Below are 21,450 nucleotides of genomic sequence, written 5' to 3'. Positions count from 1 at the left end.
CGTTTTGTTATGCCGGCCGCAGCCGGTAGATCGCAGTGTGTTGCACCTGCGCCACGACGCGCTTGCCGTCCGCGACGATGACGACGTCCAGATCGACGAAGCGGTGGCCTTTGCGCTCGTAGTTCTTCTGCACCAGCGCATGCGCCGCGAGCGTCGATCCCGCGTGCGCGATCGCGCAGTGGCGTATCGCGCTCCCGGTATGTATCCACGCCGCGAGCCTGACATTGTCCTTGAGCGCGGAATTCGAGAGACGCAGCACCCACGACGGATGCACGATCTGCTCGCGCGAGTACAGCGTCTCGGTCTCGCGGATGTCGGCGAGGTATTGCTCGTGCTTCTCGCGTGGCAGATGCAGCGGATGCGACGAGAGGCGGCGACCGACCGCGAGCGTCGCTTCGTCGGGTTCGGGCCTCGCGTCGGCGCGCGGTGTGGGCGCAGGTTCGGGAACCTCGGGCGCCGAGCCGCGCGCCTGCGGTAAAGACGCGGCGCCTGCCGCACAGCGCTCGCCTTCGCTGTCGACGACGATCGCGAGCGCGCCCGCCTCTTCCTCGGCGCTCGCGATCACGAGCTTGCCGTCGTACACCGGTTTCAGGAAGCGGCACTCGGCAGTGCCGCGCTCGAGCCAGTCGACGCCCCAGCGCGCGACCGGCAGGTGCGCCATGTACGCGTAAACCTCGACGCCCGGCACGAGCGCGCCCTGGAAGCCGAAGCGGCGCGCGACGTCGTCGTCGTGGATCCTGTTCTCGCTGGCGTGCGAGAGGTTGCACGCCTGCACGCGATATTCAGCGCGTGCGCTCTTCGGTGGGTTCACGCAATGTCTCTCCGCGATGTGCGCCCTGGCGCAAAAGCTGGAAGCCGACCATCAGCGCGGGGATCCCGCACACGACGAAGCCGATGCCGTAGCTCCCGGTGTAATCGAGCAATCCCGAATACACCAGCGGCAGCGCGAGCGCGCCGACCTGCCCGAACGACAGCACGCCGCCGGTCACGCCGCCGCGCGCGCCTTCGGGCGCGGCTCGCGCAGTCTCCGCGAGCAGGATGCCGTGCCACGACAGCGCGGTCGCGCTGAGCACGCACGCGACCGCGGCCACGGCGATCGCGGGCCATGCCGGCGTGCACAGCGCGAGCGCCGCGATGCTGCCCGCCATGCCCAGCGCCAGGCCCGCCATCATCGCGCGCGGCGTGACGTAGGTGCTGCCGAGCCAGCCCCACAGGATCCGTCCCGGCACCGCTACGGTAACCGCGATCGAAAAAACGAAACCTGCGGCGACCGGCGTGTAGCCGATCGTCGTGAGATAGACGACGAAATACGCGGTGACGACCGTCTGTATGCCGTTGAACGCGAGGCACGCGAACGAAAGCGCGCGCAAGCTGGGCGTATCGAGCACCGATTTCAGCGTCGCCTTGAAGTCCGAGAGCTTGAAATAGCGGCTCGGCACGCGGTCGTCGTCGAACGACCGGCGCAGGGGCTGGAGCATGAGCGTGAAGAGCGCGCACGACGCGGCGCTGGCGAGCATCGTGGTGCGCCAGTCGGTCGCCTCGGTGAGCCGGGGGCCGATCAGGCCCGCGAGCAGCAGGCCGGCCGGAACGGCAGTCTGCTTGATCGAGAACACCAGCGGCAGGTATTGCGCCGACGCGACACGGCTCAGGAGGTGCGAGCTCGCCGGCGTCGAGATCGCCCCGCCGGCGCCGACGATGATCGCCGACAGCACGAGCATGACCGGCGTGCCGAGCGCCGCGAGCGCGGTGCCGACCGCCATCATGACGAGCGAGATCTGGCTCATGCGCAGCGCGCCGTGGCGCACGATGAAGCTGCCGCAGCCGAGCTGCGCGACGAGCGACGCGGCCGCGGTGATGCCGAAGTAGATGCCGATCCACGCGGCGTCGAGCGAAAGATCCGAGATGATCGCCGGCGCGATCACCGCAGGCAGCGCGCGACCGAGCGCGACGAACGTCTGCTGCAGGAACATCGCCCCGAGGGCGACCGTGACGCTCCTCACGGCTGCTGGTTGCTCACTTCCCTGAGCTTCTCGGGCAGGTGCGCCGGGCGCTCGACGTCGACGGTTTCTATTTTTCCGGGGACCGAGACTTCGAGCGCTTCCTTGTCCTCGGATGCGTAGATCTCGTTGTGGCGCACGCCGCCGGGGATGAAGAACGAATCGCCGGCCGCGAACGTGCCTACGGTGCCGTCCTCGAACTCGATGGTGAGCGATCCTTTCAGCACGTAGACGAACTGCATCTCGCAGATGTGGTAGTGCCAGCCCGTCGGCTGGGTCATGCCGGCGATCGCGGTGTTGTGATACGCGCGCATGCGCCCGCCGGTCGCCGCCTCGAGGCCGAGGTCGCGATACTTGAAGAAAGGCCGCCGCCCTTGCGAGTACGGCGTCGTGCTGACGAACGATTTCTGCAGCCGCATCCCGCTTCCCGTGCCGTCCGCTGTGTCCATGAAGTGGTCCTCCTGACGACTCCGCTACACTCCCGAGGGTATAGCAAATCACAAGGGGGAGGCGATGACAGACCTGGAGCTGCTGGAGGCGCTGAAGACGATCGACACGCCGACGATCACCAACGTGGTCGCGACGTATCCGGGACGGCCGCTGTGCCTGGAGATCTACAACCCGTGGAGCGAGCACTGGTACACCGACAACTCGCTCGGCTGCTGGTACCCCGAGATGGGACCGATCGCCGGTTACGCGGTGACGTGCACCTACGGCCTTCCCGATCCGACGTTCAGGAAGCTCACGCTGATGGACGTGCTCGAAGCGATGGACAAGCTCGGCAAGCCGTCGATCTTCTGTTTCCAGCAGAAATTTCCGCCGGAGCTCGCCAACAAGGTCGGCCTCTCGGGCGGCAACATGACGTCTTCGATGCGCGCCTGCGGCGCGATCGGCGCGGTGTCGAACGGCCCGTCGCGCGACATCCACGAGATCCGCCCGATGAATTTCCAGTACCTGACGCGCGGCATCTGCGCCGGACACGGCCCGCAGGCGGTGCACGCGGTGCAGGTTCCGGTGAGCATCGCCGGCATGGACGTCGCACCCGGCGAGATCGTGCACATGGACGAGAACGGCGCGGTGAAATTCCCTGCCGACCGCCTCGAGGAAGTGGTGCGCACCGCGAAGGCGCTGCTGGCCGAGGAAGACGAGCGCGTCGGCCAGCTGCTGCGTGCCAGAGGCGTCAAGGAGGTGAAGGCGATCATGGCGGGGCATCAGTACATGAAGAAATGATCACCCGGCCGCCGTTCCCGCGCAGGCGGAAACCCATTTTCAAAGCGTCAAAATCAAAATGGATTCCGGATCGCGCTGCCGCGCGTCCGGAATGACGAAGGAGGTTTTGCCGCGTCTTGTTTATCAGCTCACCAGCACCGCCTTGCCGATCACCTCGCGGTCGATCACCGCTTGCAGCGCTTTCGCGGCATCTTGCAGCGGAAACCGATGCGAGATGCGGGGCTTCAATTTCCCCTCGCCCGCGAGCGCGAGCAGCTTCTGCATGTTCTCTTTCGCGAGTCCGGGATTGATCTCGTTCAGGCCGCCGATGCGCACGCCCACCGCGTCGATGCCTTTGATGAGCAGGTAGTTGCTCTTGATGTTGGCCGGACTGCCTCCGAGGAAGCCGAGGATCAGCAGGCGCCCGCCCCACGCGAGGCAGCGCAGCGATTCCTCGGCGACCTTGTCGCCGATCGGATCGTAGACGATGTCCACGCCTTTGCCGCCGGTCAGCTCCTTGACCCGATCGACGAAGCCGCCGCGATAGTCGATCGCATGATCGGCGCCTTCCTCGATACACGCCTTGCGCTTGGCTTCGGTGCTCGCGGTCGCGATCACCTTCGCACCGTAGGCTTTGGCGACCTGGATCGCCGCGATGCCGATGCCGCCCGCCGCGCCGTGAACGAGCACCCATTCGCCCGCGACCATACGGCCGCGCTGGAGAAGGGCGTGATAGGCGGTGGCGTACGCGCCGCGGAACACGCCCGCTTCTTCGAAGCTCATGTTGTCCGGAATGCGGTCACAGAGCACGGCCTTGGCGTTGCCGATCTCCGCCAATGCGCCCAGCGAGTGGCGGCTCATCACGCGGTCTCCCACGCTCAAGCCGCTGACGCCCTCGCCCACGGCGACGACGGTCCCCGCCGCTTCGCTCCCGGGGATGAACGGCGGCTCGGGCCTGAACTGGTATTTGCCCGCGAGCATCAGCACGTCGACGTACTGCACGCCGCGCGCGGCGATGCGCACCTGGATCTCGCCCTTGCCGGGCGGCGCGGGGTCGGGCGCTTCGCGCAACGCGAGGACCTCGGGACCGCCGAACGCTTCACACACCATTGCTTTCATGGATGCACCGGGTTAGTAGTTCGTATTCGCCGTCGTAGCCGAGGGACGATGACATCCCGCACGCAACTGCTCGACCTCGTGACGTCGCTCGCGTGGAAGGACCTCGCCGCCGCGCTTGCCGCGCAGCCCGAGCTTATCGCGTTTACGGACCCGCGCGGCCGGCGCGCCTGATCCGGCGCACCGAAGGCGGGGAGTACGGCGAAGCCGCTTCGAGATAGCTCGCGATGGCGTCGCGTCCGCCGCCCACCTCGACGCGATCCACGCCGTCGCGGAAGATCGAGAAGCGGTCGCCGCCCTGCGCGAGATAGCTGTTCACCGCGATGCGATAGGGCTTTTCCGCAACCACCGGCTCGCCGTTGAGCGTCACGCTCCCGCGCACCACGCGCGAGCCGTTCGGCGCACCGGGGTTCCACGCGTAGGAAAAGCCTTGCGATACCTGGAGGATGCGCGGGAAATCGCCGCCCCATTGCTGCTCCAGCAGCGCGAGGATCTGCGCGCCGGTGAGCGTCATCGCGACGACCGCGTTGTTGAACGGATACAGGTCGAACACCTGCGCGAACGTGACCTCGCCTCGATCGAGCGGAGCGCGTATGCCCCCGGGGTTCATGAACGCGACGACCGCCCCCGCGCCGCGCGCCGACGCGAGATGCGCGTCCGCGATCGTCTGGCCGAGCGGCGATTCGCCGTCGGCACTCGCGCGGCGCTCGAGGGGCGCGGTCAACAGCCCGACGACACGCCGCAGCGGCGCGGCCAGCTGCGTGTAGCGCTCGACCACTGCGGCGACCGCCGCATGCGGCGCGACGTCGGGCGATACGATGCGGTTCTCCGCACGCGCGGCGATGACGTCGCGCGATTTCGGATCGAGGTCGAGCTCGATGTGCGTGACGTAGCGCCCATAAGAGCCCGCGCTCGTCACGAGCCTGCCGTCGAGGTTGCAGACATACGCCTGGTGCGTGTGCCCGCTGACGACGAGATCGACCGCCCGATCCATGCGTGCCACGAGGTCACGGATCGGACCTTCGAAACCCGCGCACTCGTTCGGCCCGCCGCGATTGACGCCGCCCTGGTGGATCAGCACGACGATCGCCTCGACGCCTTGTTGCTTCAGGACCGGCACCAGCGCGTTCACCGTGTCGGCTTCGTCGCGGAAGTCAACCCGTTCGACGTTGGCGGGCGCGGAGATCTCCGCCGTGCCCTCGAGCGTCATGCCGACGAAAGCGACCTTCACGCCCGCGTACTCGCGGATCGCATAGGCCGGAAACAGCGGCTCGCCGGTCGTCCTGACGACGACATTGGCGGCGAGGAACCGAAAGCGCGCGCCGGCGAACTCGCTTCCGCTGCGGCAGCCGCCGGGCGGGCAGCCGCCGGACTGGAGACGCTGGATGTGCTCGAGACCGGCGTCGAACTCGTGATTGCCGACGCCATTGAAGTCCAGCCCCGCGGCGTTCATCGCCTCGATCGTCGGCTCGTCGTTGAAAGCCGCGGACACCACCGGCGACGCGCCGACGAGGTCACCGGCAGACACGAAGGCGAAGTGCGCGCTCCTTGCGCGGAGGTCGGCGACGACGGTCGCGAGCCTCGCGACGTCGCCGAGCGGCCGTCCCGCCACCGGCTCGGCCGAGCGGTGCAGGTGGCCGTGGAAATCGTTGATCGCGGCGAGGTTGAGAGTGAGGATGCGCGCGGTCGGGATCGTCGTGCATCCGGCCAGCAGCAGCGCAAGCGCGAAAAGCGCAGCGCGCCCCGGACGCTCCGGGATTGCTTCGTCGCTGACGCTCCTCGCAATGACCGTCATCGCGAGGCGGCAGCCGAAGCGATCTCGTGGCGCACGTCAAGTCATTGAGGCTGAATGCCGATCTTCCTGAACAGCGGGATCCACTTCGCACGCTCCGACTTGATCAGCGCGGCGAACTGCTCCGGCGTGCCGCCGATCGGCTCGATGCCGAGCTCGAAGAGCCTGGGCTTCACCGCGGGATCGAAGATCTGCTTGCGCGTCTCCTGCTGGAGGCGATCGATCACCGCGCGCGGCGTGCCCGAGCGCACCGCGAGACCGTTCCACGACGTGGCTTCGTAACCCGTCACCCCGCCTTCGGCGATCGTCGGCAGGTCGGGCAGCAGCTCGGAGCGCTTCGCGGTCGTGATGCCGAGCGCGCGCAGCTTGCCCGTCTTCACGAAACCGATCGACGAAGAGATCTGGTCGAACGCGATCTGCACCTGGCCGCCGACGAGATCGGTCATCATCTGGCCGCTGCCCTTGTAAGGCACGTGAACGATGTCGATGCCGGCGAGTGCCTTGAAGAGCTCGGCGGTGACGTGGGTCGCGCCTCCGACGCCGGACGAGCCGAACGAGTACTTGCCCGGGCTCGCTTTCGCGAGCGCCACGAGCTCCTTCACCGATTTCGCCGGCAGCGTCACCGGCACCACGATGATGAGCGGCAGCGAGCCGATCTGCGTCACCGGCGCGAAATCTTTCTGCGCGTCGTAGGAAAGCTGCTTGTAGAGATAGTCGTTGAACGCCATCACGCCCGTCGTCGCGAGCAGCACGGTGTAGCCGTCGGCGTTCGCCTTGGCCACGATGTCCGCGCCGATGTTCCCGCCGGCGCCGGTGCGGTTGTCGACGATCACCTGCTGGCCGTACGCCGAGGTCAGGCGCTCGGCGACGATGCGCGCGGTGACGTCGGTCGAGCCGCCCGGTGCGAAGCCGACGACGAGACGGACGGGATGCGACGGATAGTTTTGCGCCGCCGCGACCCCGGCGTGCACCAGCAGCGCTGCGAGCGTCACGAAGGCGCGCATGGTCGGCTATCTCCCGCCGAACTTCGGCGCGCGCTTCTCGACGAACGCCTTCACGCCTTCGCGATAGTCCTCGGTCTCCTTCGTGATGTTCTGCGCGAAGGATTCGAACTCGAGACCGGCTTTGAGATCGACGTCTTCGTTGTGATAGATCGCGCGCTTGGCGAGCTGGATCGCGATCGGCGGGCCGTCGGCGATCTTCTTCGCGAGCTTGTAAGTCTCTTCCAGCAGCGCCTCGGGGGCGACGACCGCGTTGAGGAAACCGATGTCGAGCGCGGTCTGGGCGTCGATCGCGTCGCCGGTGAAGATGAGCTCGCACGCTTTCGCCGTGCCGACGATGCGCGGCAGGAACCACGAGCCGCCCCAGTCCGGATGCAGGCCGCGCTTGACGAACGCCTGCGAGAACTTGGCGGTGTTCGCGGCGAGGCGGATGTCGCACGCCATCGCCATGCTCATGCCGGCCCCCGCGGCGGCGCCGTTCACCGCGGCGATGATCGGCTTCGGGCACTCGCGCATCGCGATCACGATCCGGTCGCGGATCGGCAGGTACTTTTCCTTGATCGCGCCGCCGTCGCCGCTTTTCTCGCGCTCGCTCATCGCCTTGACGTCGCCGCCCGAGCAGAACCCGCGGCCCGCGCCGGTGATGACGATCACGCGCACGTCGTCGTCCGCGCCCGCTTTCTGGATCGCGTCCAGCAGGTCCTCGCGCAGCGTCCCGCCGAGGGCGTTGAGCCGCTCGGGCCGATTGAGCGTGAGGGTGGCGATGCGGTCCTTGACGTCGTACAGCAGGCATTCGTAAGCCATGGCAATTCCTTCGACAGCGAGTATTCGGGGAGACCTGAATCTACCGCGTGCGGAGTCATTCCGCCAGCCGCGCCGCACCGCGACCGGTTCGTCCTGAGCCCTTCGACTCCGCCCGTTCGTCCTGAGCCCTTCGACTCCGCCCGTTCGTCCTGAGCGTAGCGATAGCGAAGTCGAAGGACGAACGGGCTACGCTCAGGACAAGCTGCGCGATAGCGAAGTCGAAGGACGAACGCCTTCAGACTACCGCTGATGCCGATGCTTACCTCGACCGAGGCGATTGATCGCCGCCCAATCCCCGCGAAACAGCGCCTCTTTCTTCGCCCGACTCCAGCCCTTGATTTGCAGTTCCGCCGCCAAAGCCTCCTCTCGAGTCGCACACTCTTGCGAGAACATCAGCTCGACCGGCAGCCTCGGTTGCGTATAGCCGGGGATTTCCCCGCTCTGATGTGCGTTGAATCTATGCTCGAGGTTGTCGGTATGCCCCGTGTAATACGAGCCGTCCGAGCACCGTAAGACATAGATCCAGAAAGCCATTGAGGCCCCGATGTTTGTGCCTTGTTCGTCCTTCGACTTCGGCTTCGCCTACGCTCAGGACGAACGGTGGTCTAGTCAATGTCGTAGCAGCAGCTCGGCTCCGCGCTCGGCGATCATGACCGTCGGTGAATTGGTGTTTCCGGACGTGATGGTCGGCATGATCGACGCGTCGATCACGCGCAGGCGCTCGACGCCGCGCACGCGCAGCTGCGGGTCGACGACGGCGGAGTCGTCCGCTTCGCGGCCCATGCGGCAGGTGCCGACCGGATGGAAGATGGTGGTGCCGATGTGGCCCGCCGCGGTCACCAGCTCTTCGGGCGTCTGGTATTGCGCGCCGGGCGTGTATTCCTCGGGCTCGTACTGTTGCATCGCCTGGGTGCCGAGCACGATGCGGCGCGTGAGCCGGATCGCGTCGGCCGCGACTTGCCGGTCTTCGGGCGTGGAGAGATAGTTCGGGGCGATGGCGGGATACGCGCGCGGATCGTTCGATGCGATCTTCACCGTGCCGCGCGACGTCGGCCGCAGGTTGCACACGCTGGAGGTGAACGCGTTGAAGCGGTGCGGCGGCTCGCCGAAGCGGTCGAGCGAGATCGGCTGCACGTGATACTCGAGGTTGGGCGTCGCCTGCGACGGATCGGAGCGCGTGAACGCGCCGAGCTGCGAAGGCGGCATCGTCATCGCGCCGGTGCGAAAGCACGCGTACTCCGCGGCCATGCGCCCCTTGTGCCACCACGAGCCGAGCAGCGTGTTGAGCGTCAGCGCGTGCCTGACCTTGAACGCCATCCGCAATTGCAGATGGTCCTGGAGGTTCGCGCCCACGCCCGGCGCGTCGTGAACGACCGGTATGCCGTGCTGCTGCAACAGACCGCCGGGACCGATGCCCGAGAGCTGGAGTATCTGCGGGCTGCCGATCGCTCCGGAGGACAGTATCGTCTCGCGCCGCGCTTCGACGTAGTGCGCGACGCCGTCACGCTCGAACTCGACGCCGAGCACGCGCCGGCCTTCGATGCGCAGCTTGCGTACCAAAGCGCCGGTGATCACGGTCACGTTGGCACGCTTCATCGCCGGACGCAGGAACGCTTTCGCGGCGCTCCAGCGCACGCCGCTCTTCTGGTTTACCTCGAAGCGGCCGACGCCCTCGTTGTCTCCTCGATTGAAATCTTCGGTAGGCGGGATGCCGCTCTCCACCGCGGCACTCGCGAACGCGTCGAGGATCTCCCATGTGAGCTTGGGCCGCTCGACGCGCCACTCGCCGCCCTGCCCGTGTTTCTCGTCGGCGCCGCGCCAGTGGTCCTCGGACTTCATGAAGACGGGCAGCACGCTGCTCCACGCCCAGCCGGAGTCGCCGGTCACCTGCGCCCATTCGTCGTAGTCGCGCGCCTGGCCGCGCAGGTACAGCATGGCGTTGATCGACGAGCTCCCGCCGAGCACGCGCCCTCGCGGATAGCCGATCGACCGCCCGTTGAGCCCGGCTTCGGCTTCCGTCTCGTAGCACCAGTCGGTGCGCTTGTTGCCGATGCAGTAGAGATAGCCGACCGGGATGTGTATCCACACCCAGTCGTCCTTGCCGCCGGCCTCGAGGACCAGCACCGTCGTCTCCGGATCGGCGGACAGTCGGTTCGCGAGCACGCAGCCCGCGGTGCCCGCGCCGATGATGACGTAGTCGAACGTGCCGGCGCTGCGATGTTCGCCCATGCTTCCTCCCGTGTGGATTATCGGGCCTCGCGCGCTATCATCGCCACATGATCCAGCGCAGAAAATTCGTCATGGCGATCGGCGCCGGCGCGATCGCCGCGTCGCCTCTCGCGCGTGCGGCGACACGGACCACTTCGCTCGCGTGCGTGGTGCGCCCGTCGCAGATCGAAGGACCGTACTTCGTCGACGAGAAGCTCAACCGCTCCGACATCCGCTCCGATCCGTGGACCAAAGTGGTAAGTGAAGGCGTGCCGCTCTACCTCGCGTTCCGTGTCTCTCAGACCGAAGGCAGCACCTGCCTGCCGCTCGCCGGCGCGCAGGTCGACGTCTGGCACTGCGACGCGATGGGGCTGTATTCCGACACCGACGATTTCCAGGAAGACACGCGCGGCTTCAAGTTCCTGCGCGGCTACCAGGTCACCGACCGCAACGGCCACGCGAGCTTCACCACGATCTATCCCGGCTGGTATCCCGGCAGAGCGGTGCACGTTCACTTCAAGATACGCGTCGGCCACCGCGGAAAAGGCAACGACGCGGCCGAGTTCACGTCGCAGATCTATTTCGACGACAAGCTCACCGACGAGATCCACGCGCAGGCGCCGTACTCGAAGCACGGCCAGCGCAAGGTGCGCAACAACCGCGACGTGGTGTCGCTGATCGGCGGGAGCAAGCTCGTCCTGCCGTTGAAGGAGCACCGGAAGGGTTACGCGGGGACGTTCGACGTGTCGCTGGACGTCTGAAGCACGCCATCGCGAGGCGGCTCCGGCAGGAACGCCGTGGCGATCTCGCGACGCGCGGTACGGACGCTCCGCGATTGCTTCGTCGCTAGCGCTCCTCGCAATGACGGCTGGTTCAATCCACCTGGATCTTCGCCTGCCGCGCGACTTCCTTCCATCGCGGCACTTCCTTGTCGATCAGCTCGCGAAACGCTTCGGGCGTGGTGTAAACCGGCTCCAATCCGCCCGCGGCATAGCGCTCTTTCAGGCTCGGCGCGGCCAGCACATTGCGTAATTCGGCGTTGGTCTTCTGTACGATCGCGCGCGGCGTGCCGCCGGGGAAAACGACGCCGTACCACACATCGAAGGAAAAGCCCGGCACGCCCGATTCGGCGACCGTCGGTATCTCGGGCGCGACGGCGGAGCGCTGCGAGCCGGTCACTGCGAACACTTTCACCTTGTCGCTCTTGCTGCGCACGTAAGGCAGGACCGTCGCCAGCCCGACCAGCAGCACCTGGATCTCGCCGCCGAGGAGGGCGGTCATGCCGGGGCCGGTTCCCTTGTAAGGCACGTGCAGCAGCGACATCCCCGAGCGAAGCTGGAGCAGCTCGGTGCCGAGATGGCTCGAGGTGCCGGTGCCGCCCGACCCGTAGCGCAGCGACCCGGGCTTCGCCTTGGCGAGGCTGATGAGCTCCTGCATGGAAGCGGCAGGCACGCCCGCACCAGCAGCGACCACGAAAGGCTGGTTCGCCGCGAGCGACACCGGCGTGAGGTCCTTCTGCGGGTCGAACGCGAGATGCCGGTGGATCGCCGGCGCGAACGACAGATGCCCGTTGCTGCCGACGCACATCGTGTAACCGTCGGGGGCGGAATTCTTCGCGACCATCGACACCGCCGGCAGGCCGCCCGCGCCGCCGCGGTTGTCGACGACGAGCGTCTGGCCCCAGCGCTCCTGCAGCGCCTGTGCGATGAGGCGCGCCACGATGTCGGTGCCGCCGCCGGGCGCGCTCGGCACCACGACGCGGATGGGACGCGACGGCCAGGCATCCGCCGCGGCCTGCGCGGCGAGCGCGTCGCCGCACGCGAGCGTAGCCGCGCACGCGGCCGTCCAAAACATGGAGCTGCGTTTCATACCCTCCTCCGGGATCGCGCTCTTGTTCTCCCCGCATGTTAGCGACATCATCGGCGCGGGAACAACCCGACCACCAGGGAAGAGGCGATGAGCGATTACAAGAAACGCTACAAGCGCGGCATGGACCTCCTGAAGAAGATGGGCCGCGAGCACCTCATGATGGAGCAGAAGGACCTGAGCCCCGACATGTACGACATGTCGGTGGGACATCTCTTCGGCGACGTATGGGCCCGCAAGGGTTTGAGCCTGCGCGACCGCCAGCTCGTCACGCTCGCGGCGAACATCGCGCTCGCGCGGCCGAGCGGCAACTACTCGCACTACCGCAGCGCGCAGCACATCGGCATCAAGCCCGAGGAGATCTTCGAGGTGATGATCCAGGTGGCCCACTACGCCGGTTGGCCGACGCTCTCGCACGCGGTGCGGCAATACACCGCGGTGATGAAGGAGGACGAGGAGATCCGGAAGGGGAAGAAGAAAAAACCGACGCTCGTATAAGTTCGTCATTCCCGCGTAGGCGGGAATCCATTTTCGACGACGTTGAAAGTCAAAATGGCTCCCGGATCGCGTCCGCCATCGCGGACACGTCCGGGACGACGCGACCGACAGTCGCGTCGGCTACCGCGGTTCGGGAATCACGGGCAACGTCAATCCACCCGCGCGCCCGACTTCTTCACCACCGCCGCCCACTTGCCGAGCTCCGACTTGATGTGGCGGCCGAACGCCTCGGGTGTGCTGCCGCCGATTTCGGTCCCTGTGGTCGTGAGCACCTCGCGCACCTCGGGCAGCTTGAGGATCGCGGCGACCTCCCGATTGAGCCTGGTCACGACCTCGCGCGGCGTGCCGGCGGGCGCGACGAAGCCGTACCACGAAGTCGCTTCGAAACCCGGCAGCGTCTCGGCGAAGGTCGGCACGTCGGGTGCGGCCGGCGAACGCTTCGCCGAAGTCACGCCGAGCGCGACGAGCTTGCCGGCTTTCACGTGCCCGATCACCGAAGGAATGGTCACGAACATGAGCGGCACCTGCCCGGCGAGCACGTCGACCACGCCGGGCGCCGCGCCTTTGTAAGGCACGTGCTGAATGTCGATGCCCGTCTGTATCTTCAGCAGCTCGGCCGACAGGTGCGCGGTCGACCCGCTGCCGGGTGACGCGTATTGCAGTCCCGGCTTCGCCTTGGCGATCGCGATGAATTCCTTGAGCGACCGCGCGCCGACCGAAGGATGTGCGACGAGGATGTTGACGCCGAAACCGGTGAGGATGACCGGTGCGAAGTCGCGCACCGGGTCGTACGGCACTTTCGAGTAGAGCGACGGGTTCACCGCGAGCTGCGCGCTGGCCGCGAAGAACAGCGTGTAGCCGTCGGGCGCCGCGTTCTTCGCGATCTCCGCGGCGATGCTGCCGCCCGCGCCCGGACGGTTGTCGATGATCGCCTGCTGTCCCCAGCGCTGGGTGAGCTTCTGCCCCACCGTGCGCGCGATGATGTCGCTCGCCCCGCCCGGCGGGAACGGCACGATGATGCGTATCGGTCGTGACGGATAGTGCTGCCCAAACGCCGCCATCGAACCGACTACCAGCGCCGCTACCAACAACCACTTCGTCACCGCCTTACCCGTCACTTGTTTTTCGCATCGAACAGCGTAATCGGCGGATACGCCTGCGGATCGATCATCACGTCGACCACCGTGGTGACGTCGTTCTTCATCGCCCGCTCCAGCGCCGCGCGTATCTCCGACGCTTTCTCCACGCGTATGCCCTCGCAGCCGCACGCGCGCGCGACCGCCGCATGATCGACCGGACCGAGCTGACACGCGTCGGTGTGATCGCCGTACAGCACGTCCTCGGCATGCCACTGATAGCCGAGGATCTGGTTGTTGAGCACGATCAGCGTGATCTTCACGCCCATGCGCTTCGCGGTCTCGAGCTCGGACCACACGTGCGCGAACGCGCCGTCGCCGCTGACGCAGATCACCGGCTTGCCTGGGTTCGCGACTTTCGCGCCGATCGCGGCGGGCAGTCCCCAGCCGAGCCCGGCGAGTCCGCGGCCGGCGAGAAAGCGCTGGCCCGCGCGCTGTGCGGTCAGATAGTTCGCGACCCAGATCGGCGAGTAGCTCGCATCCGACACGATGAGGGTGTCGGGCGTGACGAACGGCTCGAGCTCGCGCATCAGGCGCTCGGGGCGAATCGGCGACGCATCGGACGCGCTCATCGCTTCGGCTTCGTCGCGGAAGAGGCGCCGTGCGTCGGCGATCGTTTTCTCGAGCGCGCCACGCGCGGCCGTGCGCACCGAGACGCTGCGTTTCTTGAGCGCGTCGGTGAGCGCCGCGAGCGTGAGCTTCGCGTCGCCGACGAGCCGCAGCGCTTCGTAGTTGCGTCCGATCTCCATGCCGTCGACGTCGATGTGGATGTAGCGCGCCGACTTCGGAAAGACCGTCCACGAGTCGGTGCCGTTCTGGTTGGTGCGCGCGCCGACGAACAGGATCACGTCGGCCTGGTCGACGAGCGGCTTGAGGTGCCTCGCCCGCGCGCGCTGTCCCATGAAGTAACCGATGACGCCGACCGACAGCGGATGGCTTTCGGATACCGCACCCTTGCCCATCGCGCTCGTCGCGACCGGCAGGGACGCATACTCCTGCAGGGCCGCGACCTCGGCATGCGCATGCGACGAGTGCACGCCGCCGCCGGCGACGACGAGCGGGTTCTTCGCTTCGGCAAGCAGGCGAGCCGCCTCTTCGATCTTTGCGGGATCGGCGGCGGCGCGATCGAGCGGATACGTGCCGAGCGCCGCGGTGCGCTCGGGCGCGTCGCTCTTCACCGCTTCGAGCAGCAGGTCCTGCGGAAGCAGCAGCACCGAGGGTCCCGGACGGCCGCTCGCCGCGGCGGTGAACGCCATGTCGACGTAGTCCTCGATGCGGCTCGCTTCGGTGACGCGCTTGACCCACTTCGCGCAGCCGCGGAAGAGGTCGAGGTGGTCGAGCTCCTGGAACGCGTTCTTGTCGGTCTGCGTGCGTCGCACGTCCTGCACGATCGCGACGATGGGAATAGATGCCTTCAGCGCTTCGGCGAGCGGGCTCACCAGCAGCGCCGCAGCCGGGCCGTTCTGCGCCGTCACCACCGCAACCTTGTTCGTCGCTCGCGCGTAACCGTCGGCCATCGAGCCGCCCGCGTTCTCGGTGCGATACGCGAGCTGGCGGATACCGAGCTCGGCGGTGACGAGATACAGCGCCGAAGGCAGGCTCTGGCCGAACATCACTTCGACGCCGTGGCGCTTCAGCGCGCGCGCGACGAGATGCGCGCCGCAGGGATTGGGGAGCTTGTGGCGGGACGTTGCCCCGACGTCGCTCTCGACGAGCTTGTTCATCTGCGGACCCTCCTCCGATCCGCGATGTTACCGCAGGGGTCTGACCCCCGCTCCGTCGGGGTCAGACCCCAACCACGCGCGAGATGATCTCCTCGACCTCGACGATCCGCGCAGGCACGGGCTTGGGCACCCAGTCCGGCGGATTCCAGAAGATGTGCGGGCTGATCTCGTCGACGCTGCAAAGACCGAGCTGCGCCATGACGCGGTCCATCTCGGTCTGGAAGATCTCGAGCGCGCGATAGGCGCCGGCTTCACCCGCGGCGGCAGCGCCGTACAAGGTCGGTCTTCCGGACATGACCATGTCGGCGCCCATCGCCATCGCTTTCACGAGATCGGAGCCGCGTCTCGCGCCGCTGTCGATGATGAGCTTGAGACGGTTGCCGACGGCCCGGCGAAACTCCGGCACCAGTTGCAGCGGCGCCGGCGCGGAATCGAGATAGCGGCCGCCGTGATTCGAGATGACGACGCCGTCCAGGCCGTAATCGGCCGCGAGCACCGCGTCTTCCAGGCTCTGCAAACCCTTGACCAGGAGATGCCCCGGCCACACGTCGCGGATGCGCTTGATGTCGTCCCAGCACTGCGTGGCGGGCTTGGTCAGTTCGTGGTCGCTGATCTTGTCGGTGAGCTTGCTGTTCATCTCCTCCGGATAGTTGGACTTCCTGAACGCGCCGCGCTTGAGGTACTGCGGAGCCAGCACGCGCGCGCACCAGCCGGGATTCGCCAGCACCTGCCGGATCAGGTTCGGCGTGTAGCGCAGCGGCATCGAGAAACCGTTGCGGCGGTCGTGCTCGCGGTTCGCGCCGACCGAGCCGTCGACGGTGATGAGCATCGTGTCGAAACCGATCGACTTGATGCGCTCGACGAACTGCGCCCGCAGGCGCAGGTCGACCCACATGTAGAGCTGCATCCAGAGATTGCCGCCGGCCGCCTCAAAGATGTCCTCCATCGGCGTCAGCGAGTTGGTCGCGACCGTGCAGGGCACGCCCATCCTCGCCGCCGCCTTGGCCAGCGCGATCTCGCCGAGATCGCTCATCAGGCCCGCGGACGCGGTCGGCGAGATCCCGTACGGCATGGCGAGCTTCTTCCCGAAGATCTCGATCGCGGTCGAACGCTTCGACACGTCCTTGAGGACGCGGTTCTTGATCTTCAGCGACCGGTAGACCTCGCGGTTGTGCTCCTTGGCGATGCCGTCCTCAGCCGCGCCGTCGATGTACTCGAAGATCCCGCGCGGCAGGCGCTTCTTCGCGCGCCTGCGGAGGTCTTCGATGCTGTACGCACCCAGCGTGTCGCCCGCCATGCCGGACTCCTATTTCGCCGCGCTGACGACGATTTCCACCAGCGTGTCCTTGGATCCCAGCTCGACCGCGACGCAGGCGCGCGTCGGCAGGTTCTTCGGGTCGGCCCAGGCGATCCAGGCTTCGTTCATCGCGTTCTTCTGCGACATGTCGGAGACGTAGATCGTCGCCGCGAGGAGCTTGGACTTGTTCGTGCCGGCCGCCTCGAGGTAGCCGTCGATCTTCTTCAGGACTTCCTCGGTCTGCTGCTTCATGCCGAGCGATTTGTTCGTGGCCGTCAAACCGGCGACGTACACGACGCCGTTGTGCTCGACCGCCTTGCTCAGATGTCCGCTGGGTTCGTGACGGGTGATGCTCATGCTGATCCTCCTGTGGTGAAGTGGAACTGCTACAACCGAATGTTCGCCGCGCGGATGACCTCGCGCCATTTCGGGATTTCGGCATTCAAATGATCGGAGAGCCGCTTCGGCTCTCCACCTGCAGGCTCTGCGCCGAGCGCCGCAATGCGCTCGGTCACGTCGCGCTGCGCGATCGCGTGCGTGAGCTTGCCGTTGACCTCGGAGACGATGGCGGCGGGCGTGCCCCGGGGGACTAGTATGCCCCACCACGTGCTCGCCTCGAACCCCGGGATCGCGGCTTCCGCGATCGTCGGCACGTTCGGCAGCATCGCGGAGCGTTTCGCCCCCGTCACCGCCAGCGCCCGCATGCGGCCCGTTTCCACGTGCGGATACGACGCGGCGGGGTTGGCGAACGAGACGTCCACGTTGCCCGCGACGAGATCGAGCAACGCCGGCCCCATGCCTTTATAGGGCACCATGACGATGTTCACGCCGGCCTTTGCCTTGAAGAGCTCGGCGGCGAGATGCACCGAGGTCGCGATACTGGTCGCGTAATTGAGCTTGCCCGGACGCGCCCTGGCGAGCGCGATGAGCTCCTTCGTGGATTTCGCCGGGACGCTCGGATGCACGAGGAGGATGTTCATCGAGGTTGCCAGCAGCGAGACCGCCGCGAAATCCCTGATCGGATCGTAATTCACCTTCGTCATATCCGGCAGCACGGTGAAGTTGGTGCTGCCCAGCAGGAGCGTATAACCGTTCGGCTCCGAGCGCGCCGCCATCTCGAACGCGATCGCGCCGCCGGCGCCCGGACGGTTGTCGACCACCACCTGTTTGCCCCACGCTTCGGTCAGCTTCTGCCCTGCGAGCCGCGCCATGATGTCGTTGCCGCCGCCCGGCGGCGACGGGACGATCAGCCGCACGGGCTTTTCCGGGTACGCGCCCGCTGCGTGAGCCTGCGAAAAACAAAGCGCGAGCGCTCCTGCCAGGAAGGCGACTCGCAATGCACGACGCTCGATCATCGGATCTCCGTGAACAGTGAACGATTGAAGCGCTTGCGTTCATGTCGATGATACGTCGAACCGCGGCGCCGCGCGGAAACGAAGATGCATTGTCGTAGGGTGCGCGCAAGCGCACCGCGCTGTTTAGCCGTTCGTGCTGAGCGTTGCGAAGCTCGAGCGCGAGCAGCGGCGACGAGTCGGGCGGGAAGGCCATGGGTGGCGCGGCGCACGCGTCGATTGCGTCGCGAGAGAGAGCAAAGCAGTGTGCGCGGTAGTGCTGTTCGTCCTTCGACTTCGCTATCGCTACGCTCAGGACGAACGGTGGTAAGGCGCGGTGCGCTCGCGCGCACCCTGCGAACCAAACGGTGCGTTACGGCGCGTTGCGCCTAACGCACCCTACGCCAGTACACGCAGGGCGAACGGTTAAGAGCCGCGACAGGCTCCCATCAAGCGTTCGACGCGAAGCGCAGCTCTTCGGTACCGTCGAGGCGCTTGGTGAGATCGACGGGATCGCCGACCCGCACGTGCTTGCGGTCCATCTGGTAGGCCCACACCTCGAAGCTGGTGAGCGACGCGACGCCGTAGATCGTCGAGAACGCGCCGTCGACGGCGTCGAAGCCGTGCGCGATCTTCACGCGGCCGATGCGCGGCATGTTGTAGCGCGCGTCGTAGGTGTGCCAGCAGCCGCCGAGATACACCTCGAAGTAGGCGTGGAAGTCCATCGGGATGTCGGGGTCGATGACCGCGATGTCGGGGACGTGCCCCGACACGTAGCGCGACGCATAGCTCATCGCGCGGCACAGCGCGACGCCGACGTGCGCGAGGTCGCGGCAGACGCCGTAGCCGCGCTCGACCACGTCCCACGCCGAGATCACCGCGCTGCCCGAGCCGTAGCGGTATTCGATATTCCGGTACGTCCACTCGCAGATCGCCTTCACCTGCTCGACGCCGCGCGGGATGTGGCCGAACTTCTGCAGCGCGAACGCCATCAGCTTGTCGGAGTCGCAGTAGCGGCTCGGCATCGTATAGCGCAGCACCTCGATCGGCAGGCGCTCGATCGGGACCATCTCGTCGGGGAGCCCGACGTTGTCGCACACGCTGGGCACCGCGAAAATCGCGTCGTGCACGATCTCGTTGCGGCCTGGGATCAGCATGAGACGATACACGGTGTTGCCGTGCGAATCGGTGAGCTGCTCGGTCGGCACGCCTTCGCCGAAGACGAGCTTCTCCTCGAGGATGAGCTGGCGCAGGTCGAGCCTGGGTTTGAGCACGAGCAGGAGCGGCGCGCGCTCCGCGGTCTCGTACGCGAGCTTGCAGCCGACGCGGACGGTGAGCTCCAGCGGCGGCGGATCGATCGGGACGGCGTTCATCGGGGCCTCCTCGAGCAACACCTATGCCACACAACGTGCACTCTACCAGTGCGCGCAACCCGTCGCTTCGGCCCGACAGGAACATTCCGCGACGAAGACTCGAATCCACGGCACGGGGGATGCAAGGTCTATCGCGTCAGTTACTGAATCGCAGGAGTCGGCACATGTTTGCGAAGAAGCTGGCGGCGACCGCAGTCGGTCTCTGCCTTACGTGGGGCAGCGCTTATGCGGGTCCCGAGATGGTTCAGGACGCGCAGCCCCAGGCCGGAGCTCCTGCGGACGTGCCCCCGAACGTCGGCGGCACCAACGACGTGATCATCCTCGAGCTCGGTCCCTCGCCGGACGGCACGCCCCCCGGCCCCGAGGAGATGGCCGCGATGCAGATGCTGCTGCTGCAGCTTCTGATGATGCAGTCCGAGATGGCGCCCAGCGCCGGCGGAGAGATGCAGATGACCGCGCCGAGGGCGCCGGGTCTGACGGGGATCTAGGCTCTGCGATCGCCTTTGCGGCGCTCGGGCAGACCGTTGCGCGCCCGCTTCGCGTCGTCGGGGTTGGTGTAGCGATGCCGGTATTCCATGGTGGCGCCCCAGCCGCCGCCCTGACGCTCCGCATTCCGATCGAGCCACGCGAGCACGCGGCTTAGCGCCGCCGCGCTCGCGCGGTTCAGTCGGAAGACCCAGCGCCGGATCAGATCCGGCATTCGTCGGAGGCGCAGCCCAGATCGCGATCGGCCTGCGCGAGCAGGCGATCGAAGGTTTCCGGCGTGCGTATCACGCGGCCGTGCACGCGCGGGCCCGTGCCCTGCAGCCAGTACGCGTGGGTCGGATGCGAGCCGCCCGCGACGACGAAGACGATGTTCTCGGGCTTCAGCGTCACCGGCCACGGGTCCTGCTTCACGCTGTCGCGCGTGATCGGGTTCGAATCGATCTCGAACCACGACAGCGCGCCGCCGCGCTTCAGGTGCTCCATCGGGATCTTCGAGTTGTCGTACAGGAACTGCTTCAACTTGGGTTTGGTCCAGCCCTGCTCGGCCATCATCTGCGCCACCACGCGCGGAATCAGGAAGACGCCGGGCGTGCCTTTCTCGTAGCCCATCAGGCCGCCGAGGTTCGGCGTGCGCATGTAATCGGCCATGCGCCAGAGTCCCTGAAGGATGTCCTCTTCGGGCGTTTCCTTGCGCGCGCTGCGTCGGCGCACGTTGGTGACGCCGCTCGCGAACACCAGCGACACCGAGTTGGTGCCGGGCTCGAAGCCGTGGCGATCGGTGGCATGCGGCTGCCAGCCTTCGGGCAGGCCTTCCTCGTCTTCGGCAAAGACGACGTTGGTGTAGCGCATCGCGCCCCAGATCGCCATCGTGCCCACACCTGGTAATGCGCCGCCGACGTTCTGCTGGAGCATGCGCAGCGCGCGTCCGATCGACGCGCCGGCGGGCTGCTGCGGATCGGGACCGAGGCAGCCGAAACCCGAGTTGAGGCGTATCTCCTTACCGATGGGACCATTCACGATCACGACGGGGAACGGCGCGCCCGACGTCGCCTGGAGCTGATCGAAGTTCGAATCGGCTTCGAGCGCGCACTCGACCGCGGCGACGAGCACCGGCAGGTACTCGGGACGTCCGCCCGCCATCGCGAGCGCGACCGCGCAGGTCTCGATCGTGGTGATGCCGCCGCGCGGCGGGAACTTGCCGAGCACGTGATCGCGGGGTAACGCCGCGCCCTTGAGGATCCAGTCGACGCGCGCGCGCGTCGCGGGCCACACCGGCAGGCCGTCGCCCCAGAGGTTGGTGATCATCAGGTTGTTCGCCTGGATCAGCGCATCCTCGTAAGTCGGCGCCTCGACCTTCACCATCTTGCTCTCGCCCACGCCGGTGCCGAACTCCGACTTCCACTTGGTGAGACCGTTGTAGAACTCGCGCTTGCGAAGCTCGAGCGCGGAGATGTCGCTGCCCGGCAGGAACATGTCGATGGGGAACGTCACCATCGACGCGTCGGGCGCAAGCCCGAGGCCGGACACCGCGTTCTTCATGACGCCGACGAAGTCCTGCCTCGTCAGCGTGACCGTCGGGATCCCGAGGCTTTCTATCCTAGCGGCTGCACGG

23 protein-coding genes are annotated in these 21,450 nt (G+C 66.9%); 5 read left to right on the top strand and 18 right to left on the bottom strand.

The features are described from left to right. Positions 1 to 7: 7 nt before the first annotated feature. The 3 genes from VHP37_13505 to VHP37_13495 are packed head-to-tail and all read right to left on the bottom strand — an operon-like array spanning position 8 to position 2,446. A complete protein-coding gene (locus VHP37_13505) occupies positions 8 to 811 on the bottom strand; it encodes a hypothetical protein (protein HEX2827359.1) in 804 nt (267 codons plus the stop codon). Next, the gene (locus VHP37_13500; GenBank protein ID HEX2827358.1) at positions 783 to 2,000 is read right to left on the bottom strand and encodes an MFS transporter; all 1,218 of its coding nucleotides are present in this window, start codon (positions 1,998 to 2,000) and stop codon (positions 783 to 785) included. The genes VHP37_13505 and VHP37_13500 overlap by 29 nt, the downstream gene beginning before the upstream one ends. After that, positions 1,997 to 2,446, bottom strand: coding sequence for a cupin domain-containing protein (locus VHP37_13495; protein ID HEX2827357.1), 450 nt, complete (start codon positions 2,444 to 2,446; stop codon positions 1,997 to 1,999). The genes VHP37_13500 and VHP37_13495 overlap by 4 nt, the downstream gene beginning before the upstream one ends. 64 nt (positions 2,447 to 2,510) lie before the next feature. Between VHP37_13495 and VHP37_13490 the strand changes: the two genes are divergently transcribed. Next, positions 2,511 to 3,227: an RraA family protein gene (locus VHP37_13490; protein ID HEX2827356.1), complete on the top strand. Its 717-nt coding sequence runs from the start codon at positions 2,511 to 2,513 to the stop codon at positions 3,225 to 3,227. Between the two features lie 123 nt (positions 3,228 to 3,350). Here the strand turns inward: VHP37_13490 and VHP37_13485 are convergent, their stop codons facing one another. Further along, the gene (locus VHP37_13485; protein ID HEX2827355.1) at positions 3,351 to 4,325 is read right to left on the bottom strand and encodes an NADPH:quinone oxidoreductase family protein; all 975 of its coding nucleotides are present in this window, start codon (positions 4,323 to 4,325) and stop codon (positions 3,351 to 3,353) included. 48 nt (positions 4,326 to 4,373) lie between these two features. Here VHP37_13485 and VHP37_13480 point away from each other — a divergent pair, with 48 nt between their 5' ends. Next, positions 4,374 to 4,496: a hypothetical protein gene (locus VHP37_13480; GenBank protein ID HEX2827354.1), complete on the top strand. Its 123-nt coding sequence runs from the start codon at positions 4,374 to 4,376 to the stop codon at positions 4,494 to 4,496. On the opposite strand, the gene VHP37_13475 is transcribed toward VHP37_13480, so the two are convergent. The 5 genes from VHP37_13475 to VHP37_13455 form a co-directional block, all read right to left on the bottom strand. Then, the gene (locus VHP37_13475; protein HEX2827353.1) at positions 4,468 to 6,117 is read right to left on the bottom strand and encodes a bifunctional metallophosphatase/5'-nucleotidase; all 1,650 of its coding nucleotides are present in this window, start codon (positions 6,115 to 6,117) and stop codon (positions 4,468 to 4,470) included. The genes VHP37_13480 and VHP37_13475 overlap by 29 nt on opposite strands. 41 nt (positions 6,118 to 6,158) lie before the next feature. Beyond that, on the bottom strand, positions 6,159 to 7,118 hold the full coding sequence (locus tag VHP37_13470; protein ID HEX2827352.1) for a tripartite tricarboxylate transporter substrate binding protein: 960 nt from the start codon (positions 7,116 to 7,118) through the stop codon (positions 6,159 to 6,161). A gap of 6 nt (positions 7,119 to 7,124) precedes the next feature. Next, positions 7,125 to 7,919 carry an enoyl-CoA hydratase-related protein gene (locus VHP37_13465; GenBank protein ID HEX2827351.1) on the bottom strand — a complete coding sequence of 265 codons (795 nt, stop codon included), beginning with the start codon at positions 7,917 to 7,919 and terminating at the stop codon, positions 7,125 to 7,127. 240 nt (positions 7,920 to 8,159) lie between these two features. Continuing rightward, positions 8,160 to 8,453, bottom strand: coding sequence for a GIY-YIG nuclease family protein (locus tag VHP37_13460; GenBank protein HEX2827350.1), 294 nt, complete (start codon positions 8,451 to 8,453; stop codon positions 8,160 to 8,162). 75 nt (positions 8,454 to 8,528) lie between these two features. Further along, the gene (locus VHP37_13455) at positions 8,529 to 10,148 is read right to left on the bottom strand and encodes a GMC family oxidoreductase N-terminal domain-containing protein (protein ID HEX2827349.1); all 1,620 of its coding nucleotides are present in this window, start codon (positions 10,146 to 10,148) and stop codon (positions 8,529 to 8,531) included. Between the two features lie 47 nt (positions 10,149 to 10,195). Here VHP37_13455 and VHP37_13450 point away from each other — a divergent pair, with 47 nt between their 5' ends. Beyond that, entirely contained in the window at positions 10,196 to 10,888 is a 693-nt protein-coding gene (locus VHP37_13450) for an intradiol ring-cleavage dioxygenase (GenBank protein ID HEX2827348.1), read from the top strand. 112 nt (positions 10,889 to 11,000) lie between these two features. On the opposite strand, the gene VHP37_13445 is transcribed toward VHP37_13450, so the two are convergent. Continuing rightward, positions 11,001 to 11,996: a tripartite tricarboxylate transporter substrate binding protein gene (locus VHP37_13445; GenBank protein HEX2827347.1), complete on the bottom strand. Its 996-nt coding sequence runs from the start codon at positions 11,994 to 11,996 to the stop codon at positions 11,001 to 11,003. Positions 11,997 to 12,083: 87 nt separating this feature from the next. On the opposite strand from VHP37_13445, the gene VHP37_13440 reads away from it, so the two are divergent. Then, a complete protein-coding gene (locus VHP37_13440) occupies positions 12,084 to 12,491 on the top strand; it encodes a carboxymuconolactone decarboxylase family protein (protein HEX2827346.1) in 408 nt (135 codons plus the stop codon). A gap of 149 nt (positions 12,492 to 12,640) precedes the next feature. Here VHP37_13440 and VHP37_13435 read toward each other — a convergent pair whose 3' ends face one another. The 6 genes from VHP37_13435 to VHP37_13410 all read right to left on the bottom strand — a co-directional run bounded on the left by VHP37_13435 (position 12,641) and on the right by VHP37_13410 (position 19,352). After that, positions 12,641 to 13,609 (bottom strand): tripartite tricarboxylate transporter substrate binding protein, encoded by a 969-nt coding sequence (locus tag VHP37_13435; GenBank protein ID HEX2827345.1) that lies wholly within the window; start codon positions 13,607 to 13,609, stop codon positions 12,641 to 12,643. Further along, complete coding sequence (locus tag VHP37_13430; GenBank protein HEX2827344.1) at positions 13,606 to 15,351, bottom strand: acetolactate synthase catalytic subunit; 1,746 nt, start codon at positions 15,349 to 15,351, stop codon at positions 13,606 to 13,608. The genes VHP37_13435 and VHP37_13430 overlap by 4 nt, the downstream gene beginning before the upstream one ends. A 61-nt stretch (positions 15,352 to 15,412) precedes the next feature. Then, positions 15,413 to 16,648, bottom strand: coding sequence for an alpha-hydroxy acid oxidase (locus tag VHP37_13425; protein HEX2827343.1), 1,236 nt, complete (start codon positions 16,646 to 16,648; stop codon positions 15,413 to 15,415). A gap of 9 nt (positions 16,649 to 16,657) precedes the next feature. After that, positions 16,658 to 17,005: a RidA family protein gene (locus VHP37_13420; GenBank protein ID HEX2827342.1), complete on the bottom strand. Its 348-nt coding sequence runs from the start codon at positions 17,003 to 17,005 to the stop codon at positions 16,658 to 16,660. Between the two features lie 29 nt (positions 17,006 to 17,034). Continuing rightward, positions 17,035 to 17,904: a tripartite tricarboxylate transporter substrate binding protein gene (locus tag VHP37_13415; protein HEX2827341.1), complete on the bottom strand. Its 870-nt coding sequence runs from the start codon at positions 17,902 to 17,904 to the stop codon at positions 17,035 to 17,037. 524 nt (positions 17,905 to 18,428) lie between these two features. Beyond that, positions 18,429 to 19,352, bottom strand: a complete 924-nt coding sequence (locus tag VHP37_13410) for a transglutaminase family protein (GenBank protein HEX2827340.1) — start codon at positions 19,350 to 19,352, stop codon at positions 18,429 to 18,431. 164 nt (positions 19,353 to 19,516) lie between these two features. Between VHP37_13410 and VHP37_13405 the strand changes: the two genes are divergently transcribed. Beyond that, a complete protein-coding gene (locus VHP37_13405; protein ID HEX2827339.1) occupies positions 19,517 to 19,840 on the top strand; it encodes a hypothetical protein in 324 nt (107 codons plus the stop codon). Here VHP37_13405 and VHP37_13400 read toward each other — a convergent pair. After that, on the bottom strand, positions 19,837 to 20,052 hold the full coding sequence (locus VHP37_13400; protein HEX2827338.1) for a hypothetical protein: 216 nt from the start codon (positions 20,050 to 20,052) through the stop codon (positions 19,837 to 19,839). The two genes, VHP37_13405 and VHP37_13400, sit on opposite strands and share 4 nt — an antisense overlap. Continuing rightward, positions 20,040 to 21,377 (bottom strand): hypothetical protein, encoded by a 1,338-nt coding sequence (locus tag VHP37_13395; protein HEX2827337.1) that lies wholly within the window; start codon positions 21,375 to 21,377, stop codon positions 20,040 to 20,042. Before VHP37_13395 ends, VHP37_13400 begins: the two co-directional genes overlap by 13 nt. Positions 21,378 to 21,450 lie beyond the last annotated feature (73 nt).

This window comes from Burkholderiales bacterium (assembly GCA_036262035.1).
GTDB lineage: Bacteria > Pseudomonadota > Gammaproteobacteria > Burkholderiales > SG8-41 > JAQGMV01.
Note: the sequence above shows the minus strand (reverse complement) of the source record. Positions and strands in the feature narration are given on the sequence as shown.